The organism is Salinibacter altiplanensis (genome assembly GCF_002894645.1).
Classification (GTDB): domain Bacteria; phylum Bacteroidota; class Rhodothermia; order Rhodothermales; family Salinibacteraceae; genus Salinibacter; species Salinibacter altiplanensis.
Window position 1 is genome coordinate 557968 of record NZ_NCQY01000030.1, and the last position, 18948, is coordinate 576915.

General features: G+C 65.2%; 13 protein-coding genes and 1 CRISPR repeat array. Of the genes, 9 read left to right on the top strand and 4 right to left on the bottom strand.

From position 1 onward, the window contains the following. Positions 1-60: 60 nt before the first annotated feature. Positions 61-1338 carry an adenosylhomocysteinase gene (locus tag B7R93_RS14415; protein ID WP_103021420.1) on the bottom strand — a complete coding sequence of 426 codons (1278 nt, stop codon included), beginning with the start codon at positions 1336-1338 and terminating at the stop codon, positions 61-63. A 606-nt stretch (positions 1339-1944) separates the two neighbouring features. Between B7R93_RS14415 and ppsA the strand changes: the two genes are divergently transcribed. Beyond that, positions 1945-4341 carry a phosphoenolpyruvate synthase gene (gene ppsA, locus B7R93_RS14420; protein WP_103021421.1) on the top strand — a complete coding sequence of 799 codons (2397 nt, stop codon included), beginning with the start codon at positions 1945-1947 and terminating at the stop codon, positions 4339-4341. Between the two features lie 34 nt (positions 4342-4375). On the opposite strand, the gene B7R93_RS14425 is transcribed toward ppsA, so the two are convergent. Then, the gene (locus tag B7R93_RS14425; protein WP_103021422.1) at positions 4376-5989 is read right to left on the bottom strand and encodes a Na+/H+ antiporter NhaC family protein; all 1614 of its coding nucleotides are present in this window, start codon (positions 5987-5989) and stop codon (positions 4376-4378) included. A 285-nt stretch (positions 5990-6274) separates the two neighbouring features. Between B7R93_RS14425 and B7R93_RS14430 the strand changes: the two genes are divergently transcribed. The 5 genes from B7R93_RS14430 (at position 6275) to B7R93_RS14450 (ending at position 11419) form a co-directional block, all read left to right on the top strand. Next, positions 6275-7276, top strand: a complete 1002-nt coding sequence (locus tag B7R93_RS14430; RefSeq protein ID WP_103021423.1) for a D-alanine--D-alanine ligase family protein — start codon at positions 6275-6277, stop codon at positions 7274-7276. A gap of 112 nt (positions 7277-7388) precedes the next feature. Further along, positions 7389-8591, top strand: a complete 1203-nt coding sequence (locus B7R93_RS14435; RefSeq protein ID WP_103021580.1) for a KamA family radical SAM protein — start codon at positions 7389-7391, stop codon at positions 8589-8591. Between the two features lie 99 nt (positions 8592-8690). Then, positions 8691-10133, top strand: a complete 1443-nt coding sequence (locus B7R93_RS14440) for a GGDEF domain-containing protein (protein ID WP_232798482.1) — start codon at positions 8691-8693, stop codon at positions 10131-10133. An 86-nt stretch (positions 10134-10219) separates the two neighbouring features. After that, a complete protein-coding gene (locus B7R93_RS14445) occupies positions 10220-10612 on the top strand; it encodes an Mth938-like domain-containing protein (protein WP_103021425.1) in 393 nt (130 codons plus the stop codon). Positions 10613-10630: 18 nt separating this feature from the next. Further along, a complete protein-coding gene (locus B7R93_RS14450; RefSeq protein WP_103021426.1) occupies positions 10631-11419 on the top strand; it encodes a 4'-phosphopantetheinyl transferase family protein in 789 nt (262 codons plus the stop codon). 6 nt (positions 11420-11425) lie between these two features. On the opposite strand, the gene B7R93_RS14455 is transcribed toward B7R93_RS14450, so the two are convergent. After that, positions 11426-12643, bottom strand: coding sequence for an amidohydrolase family protein (locus B7R93_RS14455; protein WP_103021427.1), 1218 nt, complete (start codon positions 12641-12643; stop codon positions 11426-11428). Positions 12644-12704: 61 nt separating this feature from the next. Continuing rightward, entirely contained in the window at positions 12705-13997 is a 1293-nt protein-coding gene (locus B7R93_RS14460) for an amidohydrolase family protein (protein WP_103021428.1), read from the bottom strand. A 1262-nt stretch (positions 13998-15259) separates the two neighbouring features. On the opposite strand from B7R93_RS14460, the gene B7R93_RS16035 reads away from it, so the two are divergent. The 3 genes from B7R93_RS16035 (at position 15260) to B7R93_RS14475 (ending at position 18852) form a co-directional block, all read left to right on the top strand. Further along, a complete protein-coding gene (locus B7R93_RS16035; protein ID WP_262507477.1) occupies positions 15260-15391 on the top strand; it encodes a hypothetical protein in 132 nt (43 codons plus the stop codon). Between the two features lie 604 nt (positions 15392-15995). Next, positions 15996-17189 carry an MFS transporter gene (locus B7R93_RS14470; RefSeq protein WP_103021429.1) on the top strand — a complete coding sequence of 398 codons (1194 nt, stop codon included), beginning with the start codon at positions 15996-15998 and terminating at the stop codon, positions 17187-17189. A 471-nt stretch (positions 17190-17660) separates the two neighbouring features. Then, positions 17661-18238: a CRISPR direct-repeat array (repeat unit 28 nt; unit sequence GGTAACTCCGCACACGCGGAGATAGACC). An 83-nt stretch (positions 18239-18321) separates the two neighbouring features. Next, complete coding sequence (locus tag B7R93_RS14475) at positions 18322-18852, top strand: 3'-5' exonuclease (RefSeq protein ID WP_103021430.1); 531 nt, start codon at positions 18322-18324, stop codon at positions 18850-18852. The last annotated feature ends 96 nt before the right edge of the window (positions 18853-18948 follow it).

An 18948-nucleotide genomic window follows, 5' to 3' on the forward strand; every position in this document is an offset into this window, starting at 1 on the left:
GCAGCGCTCCCATTTTCAAATCGAATGACGGAGCAGATCGACTCTCCGTCTCTTCTTCGCCTACGTTCCCGCCGAATAGTCGGTCGCGTAGTGCTCCTGCTCCTCAGTGAGATTGTCAATCTGAATGTCCATGGTGCGCAGCTTCACCTCCGCAATCTCATTGTCCATCGCCTGCGGAATGTCGTACACCTTGTCCTCCAGCATCTCGTCGGACTCGTGGCGCTGGACGAGGTCGAGGTGGGCGCGGAACTGGTTGGCGAAGCTCATGTCCATGACCTCGCTCGGGTGCCCTTCCGCCGCGGCCAGGTTCACGAGGCGGCCGTCGCCGAGGACGTACACGCGCTTTCCGTTCTCCATCGTGTACTCGCGGTTGTTCTCGCGGACCTCCCGGGCGTCGGTAGAGAGCTCGGCGAGCTCTTCAAGGTTGAGCTCCACGTCGTAGTGGCCCGTGTTGGCCACGATCGCGCCCTCCTTCATCTGCAGGAAGTGGCGGCCTCGAATCACGTCCTTCATGCCGGTGGCCGTGACAAAGATGTCGCCCTTCTCGGCGGCCTCGTCCATGCTCATCACCTGGTGGCCGTCGAGGGTGGCCTTTAGCGCCTTCGCCGGCTTCACCTCCGTCACGATCGTGTTGGCCCCCATGCCCTTCGCGCGGGTGGCAACGCCGCGGCCGCAGTGGCCGTAGCCGGCGACCACGAAGTTTTTGCCCGCAATCAGGGTACTGGTCGCGCGCAGGATGCCGTCGATCGTAGACTGGCCGGTGCCGTAGACGTTGTCGAAGTCCCACTTCGTTTCCGCGTCGTTGACGGCGTACACCGGGTACTGCAGCTCTCCGTCGTTGTCCATCGCGCGCAGTCGGTGCACCCCCGTCGTGGTCTCTTCGGAGCCGCCAATGATGTGCTCAGACATCTCCGGGTGGTCGGAGTGAACGGTAAAGATGAGATCCGCTCCGTCGTCGAGCGTCAGGTGCGGCGGGGTGTCGATCGTCCGCTCGATGCACCAGTAGAAGTCCTCGGTGTCGAGGCCGTGCCAGGCATAAATCTCAGTGCCGCCGTTGGCGAGGGCGGCGGCGATGTCGTCCTGGGTCGAGAGCGGGTTGCAGCCGCTCCAGGCCACCTCGGCGCCGCAGGCCTGCAGCGTCTCGACGAGTACGGCCGTCTCCTTCGTGACGTGCAGACAGCCGCTAATTTTGTAGCCGTCGAACGGCTTCTCGTCGGCAAATTCGTCGCGGAGCTCCATGAGCACGGGCATCCGACTCTCGGCCCATTCGATGCGCTTGCGGCCCTCATCGGCCAGGCCCAAGTCGCGTACTTTGTATTGTCCTTCTTTGTGGTCCATGTGGCTTGATGTGATTGTTGTGTGGTAGACGTGCAGATACAAGTGATTTTAGGCCGTGACGAGATGTGCCCCACGCCCTCGAGAGTTCGGGGCACGTACGTAATGGCCTGACGGAAGATTTTAGTGGTTGGGAAGTGCTACCGGGCCGCGGAACAACAGTTTGTAAGTTTGGCGGAAATCTCCCCTCAATTCATGAATGGGAGCTCTCGTTCTGCTTCTTTTGTTCTAGGCGTCCGGCTCACCGGAGTGCCCGGTCGAGAAGCTCCACGCAAGCGGCGAATCGTGCCTGAGAAAAGAGCGGTGCGCTCATGTGTGCATCGCTCCGTGCTCGGCCACAGGACACGGCCCCGCTGCCCACAGCCTCGGCGTCTTTATCGAATTCCAATCAACTCGACGATCCTGTCACGCGTTGTGGAAGCGCTTTCAAAATTGACGTACGTACCTCATTATGGTTACACTATAACCTGTTGCGTAAGACCTTTTGTCAACATCTTGCAAGCGGAAATCCGCTCGTCTCTGTACCAGTAGGGGATCTTCCTCAGTAGGGAGTCTTCCCCAACCGTTTTCCCCTCTTCTCCTTTTTGCAACTCGCTTTCTCGGACCCGCATGCCCGATACTACGACATCCTCTCAGACAACGTCCGCAATTCGTTGGTTTGAAACCCTGAATGCCGAGGACGTCTCGCGTGTCGGGGGGAAGAATGCCTCCCTGGGCGAAATGATCGGCGCCCTGAAGAGCTCCGGCATCCGCGTGCCCGACGGGTTTGCCACGACCGCCGATACCTACCGGCGCTTCCTTCGTGCCAACAACCTTACGGAGCGGATCGAGACGGAACTCGAAGCGTGGGCCGCGGGCGAGCAGCCCCTGAACGAGACGGGCACGGCCATCCGCACTCGAATCCGGCAGGGCTCTTTTCCCGAGGGCGTGGCGGAGGAGATCCAGGAGGCCTACCGCTCCCTCAGTGCCGCCTACGACGCCGACGCCGTCGATGTAGCCGTGCGAAGCAGTGCAACGGCCGAGGACCTGCCCGACGCCAGCTTCGCGGGGCAGCAGGAGAGCTACCTGGACGTGCGTGGGGTGACGGCCGTCCTCACAGCCTGCAAACGGTGCTTCGCCTCCCTCTTCACCGACCGTGCCCTCGGCTACCGCGAGAAACAGGGCTTCAACCACCTCGACGTGGCCCTGTCGGTGGGCATCCAGAAGATGGTGCGGGCGGACAAGTCCGGCGTTCTCTTCACGATTGACACCGAGACCGGCTTCCCCGACACGACCGTCATCAACGCCGCCTATGGGCTCGGCGAGAGCGTCGTGAAGGGCATCGTCAACCCGGACCAGTACACCGTCTACACTCCCTTCGTGGAGGACGCGTCCCTGTCCCCCATTCTGGAGAAGACGCAGGGCGATCAGGCCCAGAAAATCGTATCCACGGGCGAGGGCGGCACGGCCACGATGCCCACCACCGAGGACGAGCAGTCCGGCTTCGTGCTGTCCGAAGAGGAGATCTTGGCGTTGACCCGGTGGGGAAAAATCATCGAAGAGCACTACGATCGTCCGATGGACGTGGAGTGGGCCCGCGACCGAGACACTGGCGATCTGTTTGTGGTCCAGGCGCGCCCCGAGACGGTACAGTCTCGGCAGGCCGCCGGCACGCTCCGGACGTACCGGCTGACGGAGGACAGTCCCCGGCTGGTCACGGGCGTCGGCATCGGAAAATCCATTGTGTCGGGAACGACCCGCGTGCTCGACAGCGTCGATGAGGGCGAGCGGTTCGAGGACGGCGACATCTTGGTCACCGAAATGACGGACCCCGACTGGGGCCCCATCCTGGAGCGGGCCGGCGGGGTGGTGACGAACCGGGGAGGACGCACCTCCCACGCCGCGATCGTCAGCCGCGAGCTCGGCATTCCGGCCGTCATCGGCTCAGAAACCGCCACGGAGGCGCTCCGAGACGACCAGACGGTGACCCTGTCGTGTGCCCACAGCGACGCCGGGCACGTCTACGATGGACAGCTCGACTACGAGAGCGCGGAGATCGACCTCGACGCGCTCCCGGCCCCCGACACCCGGGTGATGCTGAATCTGGCGAGCCCGTCCGCGGCGCTCGATTGGTGGAAGCTTCCCGTAGAGGGAGTGGGCCTCGCCCGCATGGAGTACGTCATCAACAACATCATCAAGGTGCACCCGCTGGCGCTGGTGGCGTTCGACGAGGTGGAGGACAAGACCGCGCAGCGTCGCATCGAAGAGCTCACCCAAGGGTATACCGACAAGGAAGAGTACTTCGTCGACCACCTCTCACGGGGCATCGCCACGATTGCCGCCGCCCAGCATCCCCACCCCGTCATCGTGCGCCTCAGCGACTTCAAGACCAACGAGTACGCCGACCTCATCGGCGGGCGCGGCTTTGAGCCCGAGGAGGCAAACCCGATGCTCGGCTGGCGTGGCGCCTCCCGCTACTACAGCGACGCCTACGAGAAGGGCTTCGCGCTGGAGTGCCGGGCCCTCAAGCGCGTCCGCGACGAGATGGGCTTTACGAACGTGGTGGCCATGGTGCCCTTCTGCCGCACGCCGGAGGAGGCCGACCGGGTGCTCGACGTGATGGCCGACCACGGCCTGAAGCGCGGCACGAATGGGCTGGAGGTGTACGTGATGGCCGAGATTCCGGCCAACATCGCCCTGGCCGACAAGTTTGCGGAGCGGTTCGACGGCTTCTCCATCGGCACGAACGACCTGACGCAGCTCACGCTCGGCGTGGGTCGGGACGCGGAGCGCCTCACCCACCTGTTCGACGAACGCAACGCGGCGGTGAAGCGGCGGATTGCGGAGCTGATCGAGGAGGCCCACGCCGCCGGGTGCCCGGTCGGCATCTGCGGGCAGGCCCCCAGCGACTATCCCGAGTTTGCGGAGTTTCTGGTCGAGGCAGGGATCGACTCCATCTCCGTCACCCCCGACAGCGTCCCCAACGTGCTCCGGCACGTCGCCCAGGCGGAGGCCCGAATCGCCTAGCCGGGGGCCCCTCGTGTGCGCCTCGCTTGCACGGCTACACGAAGAGCACGACCAGGACCGTGTAGAGGACAATTGACAGCCCGCCCGCCACCGACGCAAGGGGAAGCTGCGTGTTCACGTGGTCCATCAGGTCCGCCCCGGTGGCCAAGGACGAGAGGACCGTGGTGTCCGAGATGGGCGAGCACTGATCCCCGTAGACGCTGCCCCCCACGACCGCCCCGAAGCAGAGCGTGATGAAGAGCGGATCCTGCGAGACGCTCCACGCCAGCGGCAGGGCCACCGGAAAGACGACCGCGTAGGTGCCCCACGACGTGCCGGTCGAGAAGGCGATAACGAGACAAAGCACCACCAGCAGGCCCGGGAGCACGGCGGGCGGGATGGCTTCGCCGACGGTGGCCACCACGTACTCGGCGGTGCCCACGGCGTCGGCCACTTCCTTCAGCGACACGGCCAGCGCAAGAATGATGGCGCCGATGGTGACCCCCTTGCAGCCGTCGATAAACCCGTCGATTGCCTCCTGGAACTCCATCCCCTTGAACAGCGCAAGGCCCAATCCCACCAGCACCGCCAGCACAAACGCCTCCGCAATGAGCAGGGTCGGGTCCTCCGTGTTGCCGAGGTAGAAGTAGGTGTAGAGGTACGGCAGGATGGCGACCGCCAGCAGCGTCCCGATGGGCCCGACGAAGTCAGCGAGGCTGGGGGCATAGCCGTCCGGCACGTTCATCTCCGTGAGCTCGCGGGAGGTGAGGGGCGTAGCCTCCTCCCGGTCGAGCCTGCCGGTCGTGCGGGCCCGTTCAGTCGCTTCTCGCATCTTTTTGCTGGGCACCCAGGGCAGCACCTCCCAGGCGAAGAGGAGCGTCAGGGCGACCGCAAAGAAGGCGTAGAAGTTGGCCCAGATCGACGAGAAGAAGAACGCAATTCCATCCTGGGACGTCTCAATGAGCGGAATGGTGCCCGCCACTAAGCCGCCCACGTAGATCGGCCATACGTTAAACGGAATGAGGGTAGCGGCGGGCGAGGCCGTCGAGTCGACCACGTACGAAAGCTCCTCGTGCGATACGTCGTGCTGATCCCCGATGGGACGGGCCGTCGCCCCGGTAAGCACCGTGGAGATGGTGCCGCCCTGGTGGAAAAGGAGCCCCATGAGCCAGGTAAAAAACTTGGCCGTCCGCGGGCCGCGCACCATCTTCTCGCCCGCCCATTCCGCAAACCGAACGGCCCCGCCCGTTCGGGTCCAGAGCCCAATGAGTCCCCCCAACGCCCACAAGTACACCAGGAGGATGAGCGCAAAGTCTTCGGTGCCGATGGCCGGCAGCAGAAAGGCATCGATGATGTTGACCTGCCCCGCGATGAGGCCCCCGGCCGCAATCCCGATGAAGAGGGCGCTGACCACTTCCTGCAGCCAAAAGGCCAGCACGATGGCGATGAGCGGGGGCAGCACCGACCAGAAGCCGTAGTGGCCGTCGGTCTTGGGAATGTCACCGGCCACGTAGACCGCCGCCGCGAGGCCGCCCAGGACCAACGCCGCGACCATCCATCGCCGCCACCACGGCCCCTCGTCGTTCGTCTCGTCCGGGGCATCCGGGGGGACGGATCCCGAATCCTGAACGTCAGGGATCGAAGCATTGGAGTCGGCGGGGTCGGACATAAACAGTGGCAGGGTGATTGGCGTCGCATCGCAGCCCCCAAATAAGGCATCGACGGACACGGACGCCAACTGCCCGACACAACGGAGGGGGCGGCCCTGAGTAGTCAGGCTCAACGGAACAGTTCATTCGGGGGCTCGGTCCCGTTGCCGTCGGTCGGGCGGTTGCTTCCAACATTGCGGGCACGAAGCGAACACGGTAGGTCGTGCGGTTGGTGGGGGTTTATTTCGTAGTGCGCAGTGCGTAGAGTGCGTAGGCCTGAGAGTACACAATACGAGATACGCACCATGGACATTGGTCTCCTCTACGACACCTTCGACGCCTATCCGTGGACCGACGACGACCCGCCGGACGCCGACGCCGAGTACGAACCCGCAGAGACGGTCGACACCCTCGCGGCCGCCGTGGAGCACCTCGGGCACACCCCCGTCCGCATTGGGACTGCGGTCGACCTGCGCGACCAGATCGGTAAGCAACTGTCGCTCGACGCCGCGATCAACATCACGGAAGGGGCCCATAGCCGTAACCGGGAGGCCTACGCCCCGATTCTGTTGGAGATGGCCGGCATCCCCTACCTTGGCTCCGACGCCCTCACCCTCTCGCTGACGCTGGACAAAGCCTGGACGAAGGACCTCGTGGCGGCCGCCGAGATCCCCACCCCTCCACATCGGGTCTATAACACGCCCGAAGCGGTCGATGCGGAGGCCCTCCCGGGCGCCTTTCCCCTATTCGTGAAGCCGCGCTACGAGGGGACCTCGAAGGGCATCACGCCCGAAAGCAAGGTCGAAGACGTCGCGGCCCTGCGGCGTGCCGTCGAGCGCGTGACCTCCACGTACGACCAGGACGCGATCGCGGAGGCATTCGTGGCGGGCGGCGGCGAGTTTACCGTGGCCGTCGTGGGGCACGACCCGCCCGAGGCGCTGCCCGTCCTCCAGCGCGGGGTGGAGCCCACGACGGGCCTCGGCCTGCACGCCCTCGAGCACCGCGGCGCCCCCACCGCCGATCGGGACTGGGAGTATGAGCTCCGAGGCACCCTGGACTCTGCCCTCGAAGACCGACTGCACACCCTCAGCCTGCAGGCCTTCGAGGCCCTCGACTGCCGCGACTTTGCGCGGGCCGACTTCCGGGTCGACACCAATGGGCAGCCCTGGTTTCTCGAAATCAATCCGCTGCCCACGTTCAAGCCCGACGACACCTTCGCCATCGTCGCCGAGCTCATGGGCCGTGACTACGTAGACTACCTGGCCGAGGTGTTCGGGCGGGGCCTTCGGCGACTGGGACTTGAGTAGTTCCGCCTGCCCCTACGCAAGACCTCCTCCCTCCCACAGGCGCAACGTTCCGTCTGTGCCCCCCGTGTAAGTTCCCTGCAGAGTGTTTCTCACCATGAACACACGCCCCTCGATGGCATCCTTCAATTCGCGGCCCGGCCCCGACCATCCCAAGTGGACCGACTGGCGCTGGCAGATGCAGAACCGCATCCACAGCGCCGAGGCGCTTCGGGAGTGGATCCATCCGACCGACGACGAGCGGGCGGCCATCGAGCGGGCCGGGGACGCGTTTCGCTGGAATGTGACCCCGTACTACGCCCACCTGATGGCCCCCGACGACCCGTCGTGCCCGGTGCGGCGCCAAGCAGTGCCCACGATGGACGAGTTCGGCCCCGACATCGTGGACGAGCTCGATCCCCTCGACGAAACCGGGCACGAACCGGTCAAAAACCTCATCCACAACTACGAGGATCGCGTCGCCTTCTGCGTTACCGCCGAGTGCGCCATCTACTGCCGGTACTGCCTGCGCAAGCGCATGGTCGGCGACGCCGAATACTTCATGCGGACCGACGAGCACCAGGCGGCCATCGACTACATCGCCGCCCACGACGAGATTCGCGACGTGCTGCTCACAGGCGGCGATCCGCTGACCTTCAACGAGGCCAACCTGGAGTGGCTCCTCAGCAGGCTTCGGGCCATCGATCACGTGGAGCTGATCCGGTTCGGCTCGCGCATGCCAGTGAAGCTTCCGTACCGCATCACCGAGGAGCTCTGCGACCTTCTCGCCCAGTATCACCCGCTCTGGATCAACACCCATTTCAACCACCCGAAGGAGCTTACCGACGACGCCGCCGCGGCCATTGCCCGGCTCAAAGACGCCGGCGTTCCCGTGGGCAACCAGACGGTGCTCCTGCGCGGCATCAACGACAGCCCGGCCACGATGAAGACCCTCAACGAGGGACTTGTCCGCATGCGAGTGCGCCCATACTACCTCTACCAGGCACAACTCATCGGCGGCACCGGCCACCTGCGCACGCCCATCGAGGTGGGCATGCACATCATGCAACAGCTCCGCGGGCGCACCTCCGGGTTTGCGATCCCGGACTACGTGCTCGATACGCCTCACGGCAAGGTCCCCCTCAATCGCAGCTACGTGAAGGGCCGCGCGGGCGACCATGTGCTGATGGAGAGCTACGACGGCACGCTCTGGGCTGAACCGAACCCGGTCCCCGAAGGCCATGCCCTGCCGTTCCGTCTGCCGCCGGTTGACCTGCCGCCGGACCTCAACACCATTCCGACGAACGCCTCCGGGGAGACACGCCCCGCGAGCGCATAGTTCGAAGCGGCGTTCATTCTGTTGACATTACCGGCGGGTCGAGATACCTTTCATTATCCATCTTTTTTCACCCGCACCGGAAATCTTTCTTCCCCTCGAATGGTCCGCTTCTTGCTCGTGCTTTTGGCCGTCCTCGTCGTCGGTCTTGCCGCCCTATTCGGGCGCCCCTGGCTGTACGTTGCCACGGGTCTGATTCTCGTCGGCGGCCTCGGGGGACTGGGCTGGTGGCTCTGGACCACCTACCGGCAGGCCCCACAGGCCCCGGAGCGCCCCCGTCCCGGGCCAGACTCGGACGATCCATCGCTCGACGAGCTCGGCATCATGGACATTCAGCCTCAAGGGAGGCCCCCGAGCGCCTCGGACGCTCCGCCCGACGAGACGACCGCTCCCCACCCACAGGATGCCCCCTCAGACACGTCTCCTCATCCGGACGCAAGCACGCCCGCCAAGAACCCGCCCGCCGGGGACGCATCCACCGAGGACGCCCCGGCCCCCACGAGTGCATCACAGCCCCCGCGCCCAACGGCCCAGTCGACCCAAGAGCCGGCGGACACAGAGGAGAAGTCGGTGTTTGTGCCCCTGCTTGAGGCGGCTCGGGTGGCCCTCGACGCCCAAACGGTCTGCCTTCTGGTGCAGGAAGACATGGCGCTCACGTACCGCGTTGAGGCCATCGCCAGTCCCCACCCGTCGATTCGGAGAAGCGGATCGTTCGACACGCAGACGCCCCTTCTCACCGCTACGATGTCGCGGGAATCCGTGACCTACCGCTCCCTCACCGGGACCGAGATGGCAATTGAGGACCTGGGCTACTATGAGGACCCGCCGGTGGTGGACCACCTGTCTCTCGCCCCCGTCCCCCAACCGGACGCCTCCACCACCACCTTTCTCGTGGCGGACGCCCCCTCGGACGTTGACCTCGGATCGTCGCGGACCCGCACCCTCCTGTCCCACTTCGCCGACACCGTGGCCCTTCTGCTCAACAAAGAGCAGTCACCGGAGGCCCCGGATCCACAGCCAGATCCAGACGTGTCCCCTGAGGTTGAGGACGCTGACATGCTGGCCCCCAACACAAATGGCACGGCCGACGCGGACGCCGTGTTGGAAGGGGACTCGGACGAGCCCCGCCCTCGCCGCGAACTCATCGCGGAGGAGATGGACGCTGCCCAGTCGGCGTCGGAGCCCCTTGCCCTTGCCCTGGTGCATCTCAACCGGGCCGAGTCCATTGCCCGTCAGGGCAAGGAGGCGGTTGCCTCCGCCGAGCGTCTGTTTCAGGCCCGCCTCGAACAGAAGGCCCCCAACCGGCGAGTCGAACGCTTCGGCGAGCTCACGTACGGCATCTTCTTCCGCGCCAAGCCCGACACTGTCGAGCCCTGGATTTCAGACTTTGAGGCGGCGATGCGGCAGGAAGAGGGGCAGCTCGAAGGCGGGGCGAGTGTCGGCGTCGCGATGTGGACCGACGAGACTCCGGAGGCCCTCCGAACCGCCGCCACCGAAGCCCTGCGGGAGGCGTACAAGACGGGCACCTGTACGATCGTGACGTAGCCTGTCGTGAACCTGCCGCCTCACGCTGGCGTTTCAAAATCGGATGCGCACCCATCGCTTTCGTCCCGTAGCCTCTCATTGTTGCCATGCCGACGACCGACTCGTCGCCACGCATCACGCATGTGTCTTGGGGCCGCTTGGGGATTGAGCCCTCCTCTCAGGACGGGACCCAGTCGTTCAAGGACGCCAAGCTGTATCCGGGCGGGGCGCGCACGTGGGACTGGAACGAGACCGGCACGTCGCACACGCCGGGCATTCAGCCCGCCGACGTAGAGGAGCTGTTGGAGCACGGCGCCTCGGTCGTGGTGCTCTCCCGCGGCATGAACAAGCGACTCCAGGTGATGCCCGAGACCCTCGACCGACTCGACGCCGCAGGCGTGGAGGCACACGTTCTCCCGACCGAGCAGGCGGTCGAGCAGTACAACGAGCTCCAGGCCGCCGACGAAGCCGTTGCGGGCCTCTTTCACTCCACCTGCTAGTTACCCCCAGCACTTGTCATGGAGCTGCCGGTCCCTGCGTGGAGCTCGTCGTGGCCGGAGCAGCCCCAGGTCGGGGTCTGGCGGCTTCGCCTAGACGTGCTCGACGGCAATCCGGCGGAGGTGCTTCGCCCGCTCACTGTTTCGTCCGAGCACGAGCGGGCCCGTCGCTATCGGTTCGCCGCAGACCGGCACCGTCACCTCGCCGGCCGGGCCCTGGTCCGCCTCGTCGCGTCTCGCCGATACGACTGCGCCCCGGACGCGCTGTCGGTCACGAACGGCCCCCACGGCAAGCCCAAACTGCAGCCCCCCCCGGGCGACCGGCCCCCTCTTCACGTCAACATCGGGCACACGGGCAAGGTGGTCATCGTGGCCGTCAGCCAAACTCAGCCCGTGGGGATTGACGTGGAACCGCGGGCCCGGTCGGTTGAGGCTGCCGCCCTTGCGGAGCGCGTCCTGACGGCGGCGGAGCGGACGCAGTGGCGGGCCCGGGCTGCCCCCGCCCCCGACCGCCAGGATGCCTTTTTGCATATTTGGACGTGCAAGGAAGCCTTCCTGAAGGCCACGGGTGAGGGCCTACACCGGGCACCACAGACGGTCGAGTGCACCTTCGACGGCCCTACCGTCGCGTCCCTCCGCGACGCGCCGGACCACCGAGCCTCCCCCTCCTCCCCCTGCGCGAATCAATGGTCGGTTCAGCCGTTCTCGGCGACGGACGCGGTTGTTGGGGCACTGGTTCGGAAGGACCGGATGCCCTCTTCGGTCGCCTGGGTCGACGCGACGGAGATCGTGACGCGCAGGGTCGGGTAGCGCGGCCTAGTTGCACTCGTCGCTCACGACCTTGCCCCCGCTCAGAACGGTGCAGACGTGCGTGGTGTACTCGAACGGGTCGCCGTCGAACAGGGCCAGGTCGGCGCGCTGCCCCGGGACCAGGGTTCCGACATTTTCCAGGCCGAGAATCTGCGCCGCCTCACGGGTGATGCTGGCCAGGGCCGCGGGGCGGGGCAGGCCGTGGGCCATCGCGATGGCCGCCTCGTAGAGCGCAACGCGGGTCTTGGGCACGTAGGGCTCCCAGCCGGTCTGGATGGCGACGGAAATGCCCGCCTCGTGCAGGGTCGCCGCCGTCGTGAAGGCCGCGTTCTGCGTGGTGCCGGACGGACGAACCATGGTGGGATGGAGGATCACCGGGACGCCCGCTTCTTTGATCTCGTCGACCACGAGGTAGGCCTCCGCCGCGCCGTCCAAGATCATTTCAAATCCAAACTCGTCCTGGAGTCGGAGGGCCGTCTGAATGTCGTGGGCCCGGTGGGCCGTAATCAGGGCCGGCACCTCGCCCCGGAGCACGTCTTGCAGAACGTTCTGACCCAGATCCCCTCCACCCTCCTCCCCCTCCATCGCGGCCTGGGCGTCGAGCAGGGCCTGCCGCAGCATCGACACGCCCTTGGCCCGGGTCCCCGGACGCTCGAAGCGGGCCTGGGCGTCGGGGCCCAGCGTGAAGGCGACCGTGGTGACCGAATCGCGCAGCGCCGCCTCCACCGTCTCGCCGGCCGTCGAGAACGTGGCCGTCTGCCCGCTGATGAGCGCGCCCGGGGCGTGGCCGGTGTGCACCGTGGTGACCCCCAACTGCTGGACGAAGGACACGAGCTGCTCCCGCGGGTTGTACGCGTCGAGGGCCCGGAGCGCGGGCTGCATCGGCGCGGAGGTGTCGAGCTGGTCCTGGTCGGCGGACACGTTGTAAATTCCCGACAGGCCCACCGTCCCTCGGGGATCGATCAGGCCCGGCGTGACGACAGACGCCTCGTGGACCTTGGCGGACGCCGGCACGTCGACTTCCGAGGCGGGCCCGACGGCCGCAATCGTTTCGTTCTCAATGAGCACCACCCCGTCCTGAATGGGCCCGCCCGTCATGGTGTAGAGGGTATCCGCCCGCACGGCCCGCAACGACTGGGCCGGGGCCAGCGACAGCCCGCCCCACAGCAGGAGCGCGGCAAGAAGAAACGAGAGACAGCGGGGGCGAAGAAGCGAGGTCGACATGGGAGAACATGCAGTTGAGAGACGGAAGCAGACGGACAGGGGGAAGGGGAGGGAGTGGGCGTTACTCGTGGACGTGCTGGGCCGCCCCGTCGTAGACCCGGTATCCGCCCGTGGCGAACTTGCGGTCGTCGGGGTCGGACCGGTCGAAGACCGGCGTGCCCTCCACCCAGGTCTGTTCAATCTTGGTGTACACGCTGAGCGGGTCGCCGGACAAGACAATGAAATCCGCATCCTTCCCCGTCTCAAGCGACCCCGCCTCATCCTCCAGCCCCAGCATGCGCGCCCCCGCCAGCGTCACCGATTCGAGGGCCGCCGCCCGCGACATTCCCGCCCGCACCCCGAAGGCCGGGGACCGCAGGAACAGCCGGGAGTCCGTGATGGGATCGTCGGTATGATAGGCCACGTCCACGCCCGCGTCCTCGAACACCCGCCCCGTACGGTAGACCAATTCGTCGGCCTCGTACTTGCCGCCCGGCGAGTCGAGCACGATGATAGAAGCCGGCACCTCGGCCTCGGCAATTTCGTCGGCCACCTTCCACCCTTCGCTCACGTGGTGAAGCACAAGGTCAAAGCCAAACTCTTCGCTGAGCCGGATCGCCGTGAGAATGTCGTCGTGACGATGCGTGTGGAAGTGCACCGTCCGCCGCCCCTCCAGTACGTCGATCAGGCCCTCCATGCGGAGATCGCGGTCCGGAGCCTCCGACGGATCGTCGGCCTGTTCCTTCTTGCGTTGGTATTTCTGCGCCGCCACGAATTGCTCGCGGGCCATGGCCGCGGCCCGGGCACGGGTGCCTGGGAAGGACCCGCTCGCCCGCTGGGGATTTGTGCCGTTGGCCATCTTCATGCCCCCACACGCCTCCACGGGACGATCCTCGCAGGCCCCGAGGGCGCTGATGGTGCCTCCCTCCCGCAGCTTGAGGTAGGTCGTCTGCCCACTCATCAAATGCCCCGAGCCAGACAACACCTGCACCGTCGTGATCCCGCCCGCTCGCGCCCGGTTGATCGACGGGTGCCGCACGTTGATGCCGTCTATGGTGCGCACGTCCGGGTGCAGGGCCGCCGATCCGTCGCCGCCGCTCGCCGCCCCAATGTGGGAATGGGTGTCCACAAGACCCGGCATGATCTCCTTCCCCGCCATGTCGTGCTCCACCGCGTTCGCCGGCACGTCGACCGACCCGGCTGGCCCGAGGGCCTGGATGGTGCCTCCCTCCACTACCAAAACACCCTGCTCAATGGGCTCGGCGCTGATGGGGTAGAGCGTGGCATTTCGGAAGACGTGCGGCCGGTCTTGGGCCTGGGCGGGCGCGCACAGACACAGGCCCGCAAGGGTCAGGAGAAGAAGCGCTGTTCGCATGGGACGCAGAAGGCGGTTCAAGAAAGCAAATGGACCTGGGCCTTTTGAACGTAGGATGTACCCCTCACACTCGCAAGCCCCCTGAGAACAGGGCAAGGAAGCCGAGCACAGAGCAGTGATGGGAGCCCCTCACCCCATTTTTTGAAAAAGTTAACTGGTGTTATTAGACAATTTATTTTGTGAAAGTAAGCGCTAAATTTATCTTCGAATTGCCAGGAGAAACGACCGTAGAGACTGCAGAAATTCCTGTGCGCTACGCCCCCACTCAGTATTTACATAACATATAGTGAGCGACTTACTATATGGTGTTTTTTTGAGATAGATCTGCCTCAATTGTCTCGAAATCCTTGCTACGCGACATCAGAGAAATCCCTCCCGGATGCTCGGGGCGGCCCGTCATGCGATTTGGGTCGTGCAGCGTGGGCCTCCTCTCTTTTGCGCCACACGGGCTCCCCTTCAGGAGCATACCGCCGCGCGTAAAACTGCCCATCAGGCGGGCCTGACGGCGTCCCGCTCGGATCATCTGCGGTCCCGTCGTGTCGCTTACAGTCCCTTCTGACCCCACAAGCGCGACCCGCATGCCCATGAATGTCGCCCCCCCAGAGACCGTGCTCACACAGCTGCCCCAAGACGCAGTACACGCCTGGAAGAACGGAGCGACCTGGAGGAAGGAGCATCCCGAGGCGGGCTCTTGGAGGAAAGACGCCGCAGCGCCACTGTGCCGTGAGGCTACGGGCACCTGGGAGCGCCGGGCCATTGAAAGCCGAATTACAGTGACGAAAGGCGCCCTCGTCGAACGATTTTATTCGGTAGGCCCACGCGGATCACAGGCCTTAAGGCGCGCCCCGAAGTGGGGAAGCAGCCGCCACAGAAGTGTCCGGGAGAGGTTCTCCCCCGACAGAAGACGACAACGATGGATGGGATACTGGAAATGGGTTGCGGAAACGGGCCGCGACCCGATCGGGGAGTTTTCCATTCCAGACATGGCCCGTTGCGACTGGCGTCTCTTTTGCCAAGAGAGGAGCGAGGGCGTCTTGGTGCGCTACGCTCGCCGCCTGGACAGCGCTCGTCCGTTGAGAAAGAGCACCGACTATCGTCCCAGCGAGGAGATGCCCTGTGGACTCCAGGAGTATTGCCTCTTGGAAGATGGTCTCATTCACCCGGGGGCAATAAACAGTCGGTCGGACCTGGCACGTCGCTTCCGGAGACGAAACACCGGGCGAATCGCAGGGCGGCAGATCCTGGATTCGGAACGAAGACGGATGCCCGGTGCCCCCGGGCCGCTGGAGACATTCTCGGGTGCGTTTTTCGTAGACGTGGCGATCGAGGAGCGGATCCCGCGGGAGCGCCAGCAGGAAGCGCTCCGAGCGAAGGCGAAAGAGAAAATTGGGTAGGACGTTGCCACTCGGGGCAGGACCGACGACTTGGCTTCCCCTCTTCGGGCCGTGTCTGATCAGTCCGCACCCGGTCGCCACGAGCGGTTGGGGACGACCGCCCCGCACAAAAACTTACGCAAAGCTACGTATTCTCCTTCTTTCTTTTGTCGTCGTTGTCGGTACGGTATGCACTGCGGGTTTTGCACTGCGGGTTTTTCTGCTCCCTCTCCCTGCTCGCCATGACACAGCCTGTCTTCGTACTCGTGGTTCCTCTTCTTCTGGCCGTGTGCGCCGAGGCAGGGCGTCCCGCCGCTGACGCGCCGCGGTTGGAGGGCAGCCCTCAAGAAATCCAGCGCGTGCTCCCACATGAGGAAGCCGCCGTGGGCAGCCGTACGCACGATTTTTTGAAGGGACCGGCCAGCGGGGCATCCCCCCGTTCGTAGAGGGTATCTCCAGGATCGACCTGGGGAGAGGGCACCACTCCGTACCGACCGCACGCTCGTTGGTCGTCTGCTCTCCCGGTTGGGGCAGTTGATCGGTTTTCTCTTCGTTTATTTGCACCAATATAAGGATCTGTATCATTCGACAAATTACTCGTCCCCGCCGCACGTCGGAGTCTCGGTTGCAGCGTAGTCTCCTGATTCTCGGCATCCTACTGATTTCGCTCAACCTGCGCCCGGCACTTGCAAGCGTGGGGCCGCTCGTGGAGAGCATTCGCGCGGCCGCAGGCCTCTCCAACACGGCGCTTGGTCTGCTTACGACGCTTCCACTTCTGGCCTTCGGGGTCGTCTCCGCACTCACGCCACTGGTGACGCGACAGCTGGGCACCGAGGGTGCGCTGGCCGCGGCGCTCTCACTCATTGCGGCCGGGGCACTTGGGCGAGTGGCCCCGTCGACGGCGCTCCTCTTTGGGGGCACGGTGGTGTTTGGGGTGGGCATCGCACTGGGCAACGTGCTCTTGCCCTCGCTCGTCAAGCGGGACTTTCCCGAGCACTCCGGCGTGATGACCAGCCTCTATTCGAGCGGAATTGGGATAGGGGCGGCAGTTGGAGCCGGGGCGACCGTTCCGCTGGCCGGCACGCTCGGCTGGCGGGGCGCACTGGCGGCGTGGGCCGTGCCGGCGGCCGTGGCACTGTTGGTGTGGCTGCCGCAGTTGCGGAGGGATGCGCCCGCTCGTGCCGCATACAGCGTGAGCGCCTCGCTGCGAGCATTGGGGCGCTCGGCATTGGCGTGGCAGGTTGCCCTCTTCATGGGGTTTCAGTCGCTCACGTTCTACGTCGCGCTGGCCTGGCTGCCCGCCTTTCTGCAGACGCGCGGCTTCGACCCAGCGGCGGCGGGCGGGCTGCTCGCGCTTTCGCAGGTGATGGGGGTGGTCGGTTCGGCGATTGTACCGGCGTGGGCCGCGCGGCAGGCGGACCAACGGCGCACCATCTGCCTGCTCGCACTCATGGAGGGGATCGCGCTGGCCGGGCTGGCGTGGCCGGGGGCCCCCATGGCAACCGTATGGGTCTCGGTCCTCGGCGTCGTTCTGGGCGGTACGTTCGGGCTCGCGCTGCTTCTGCTCGTCCTGCGGGCCGCCGACGCCGAGACGGCGACCGAGCTGTCGGGCATGGCGCAGTCGGTGGGCTATCTTGTCGCGGCAGCCGGGCCAGCCGTCTTTGGCTTTCTGCACGACCTCACAGGCGGGTGGGCGGCACCGCTGGTGCTGCTGGTGCTCGCTCTCGCGGCGAAGACGGCCGTGGGCCTGCGTGCGGGACGGCCCAGCCAGATTCATCCGGACAGGCAACCACGAACGAACGCGGACCGCGCTTCGTGAGCCCTGTGCGTGCGCACCCTTCGTGGAGTCGACGTCCCGACGATCCCTGCACGGGCGACAGGAACCCATCGGCAGGCCTCTCGCGGGACCACACAGATGCATCGAGGCATTCCAGAAGCAGCTCTGGTGCGTCCTGTCTCAAAGCTGATCGCAGGCTCTCGCCTGGACGTGCGCAAGTCACGTTGCGGGTCCGTGCGGGGCGGGTTGCCCCACCAGGCATCTTCTGGCTTCGTCCCGAAAGAGAAGTCCTCAAGCAGACCGGGGAGTGTCCACAGAAAGAGTGCGAAAGGCTCAGTCCCACGCGGTATCAAAAGGCCCGTGAGGCTCAACGCAGCGAATCACGGTCAAGCCGGAAGGGCTCGCAAACCGCTCGGGGACGAAGCAGGTCCCCTGCCAAAATGGCTCACACACACCTTGTCTCGTACCGCAATTTGCATTATTCCCTACCCAGTTGCGACATATTGTAGCAGGGGTAACTCCGCACACGCGGAGATAGACCTCCCTGCACTCGCTCCCAGTCCTCGCTGCTTTCGGTAACTCCGCACACGCGGAGATAGACCGAGATTATGGACACAAACCAGTCCGTTGACCAAGGTAACTCCGCACACGCGGAGATAGACCCCGTTCCAGATGAAGCCCTCGAAAGCCCGAGATGGTAACTCCGCACACGCGGAGATAGACCCAACACACACACACGGGAGGCAACCCCCCATGAGGTAACTCCGCACACGCGGAGATAGACCTCGACTGGCAAAGCCTCGGCAACGCCTCGGGGCGGTAACTCCGCACACGCGGAGATAGACCCCCTTTCCGTCGGCGACCTTCCGCGCGGCTTTTGGGTAACTCCGCACACGCGGAGATAGACCTTAAGGATCTTATCGAGCAGTCCGGAAAGAAACGGTAACTCCGCACACGCGGAGATAGACCCGCGAGGGTAAAGGAGGCTGGCCCGGTCTCTCCGGTAACTCCGCACACGCGGAGATAGACCCTCAAGGCCAGTGGCGCCACGCTACGCGGGTTCGGTAACTCCGCACACGCGGAGATCGATCAATCGAAAAAGAACGGCGTTTTGCTCCGAACCAATCCCCAATGATCCTCGCCAATCTCCGATGGGCCTGCCAATTCCTCGCCAATGAGCCAGTGGACGGACCGTCCCCTCCGCACAGCGTCGCTGGTCTTCTTCGACCTGGAGACGACCGCCCTGCGCCCGGACCGCGGCGGGCGCATCTGCGAGATGGCCGTGGTGGACCCGCAGGGCGTCCGGTTCGACTGGTGCAGCGACGAGGCCCCGCCCCGCGACGACGTCGTAGCAGCGCAGCTGCCCCGTCTCCTCAATCACCTCGAAGTGGGCATCGTCGTGGGGCACAACCTGGAGTTCGATTTCCGCTTCCTCACCTACGAGGCCGAGCGCCTCGGCTGTGGCGGCCTCGATCTCCGCTTCGCCGACACACTGGGGTTGGCCCGGGCGCTCCTCAACGCCCCGGACGACTACCAGCTCGGAACCCTGCTCGGCCATTTCGACGCGGCCCCGGACGAGGAGCTGCACACGGCGGTGGGGGATGCCCTGGCCACCCGTGCCCTGTTCTGGAGACTGGTCGAGACGGGGGGGCTGGAGACGCCCACAGACGCCAACGTGCGGCGGCTGCAGTGGGGCGCGGGGTAGCACCGAGAAACCGAACAATAGAGAACTTGTGCGTCAATGCTGAATCGTCTCTACGTACAATCCGAATCGGCCGATGAAGTCCACGCTTAATCTTCG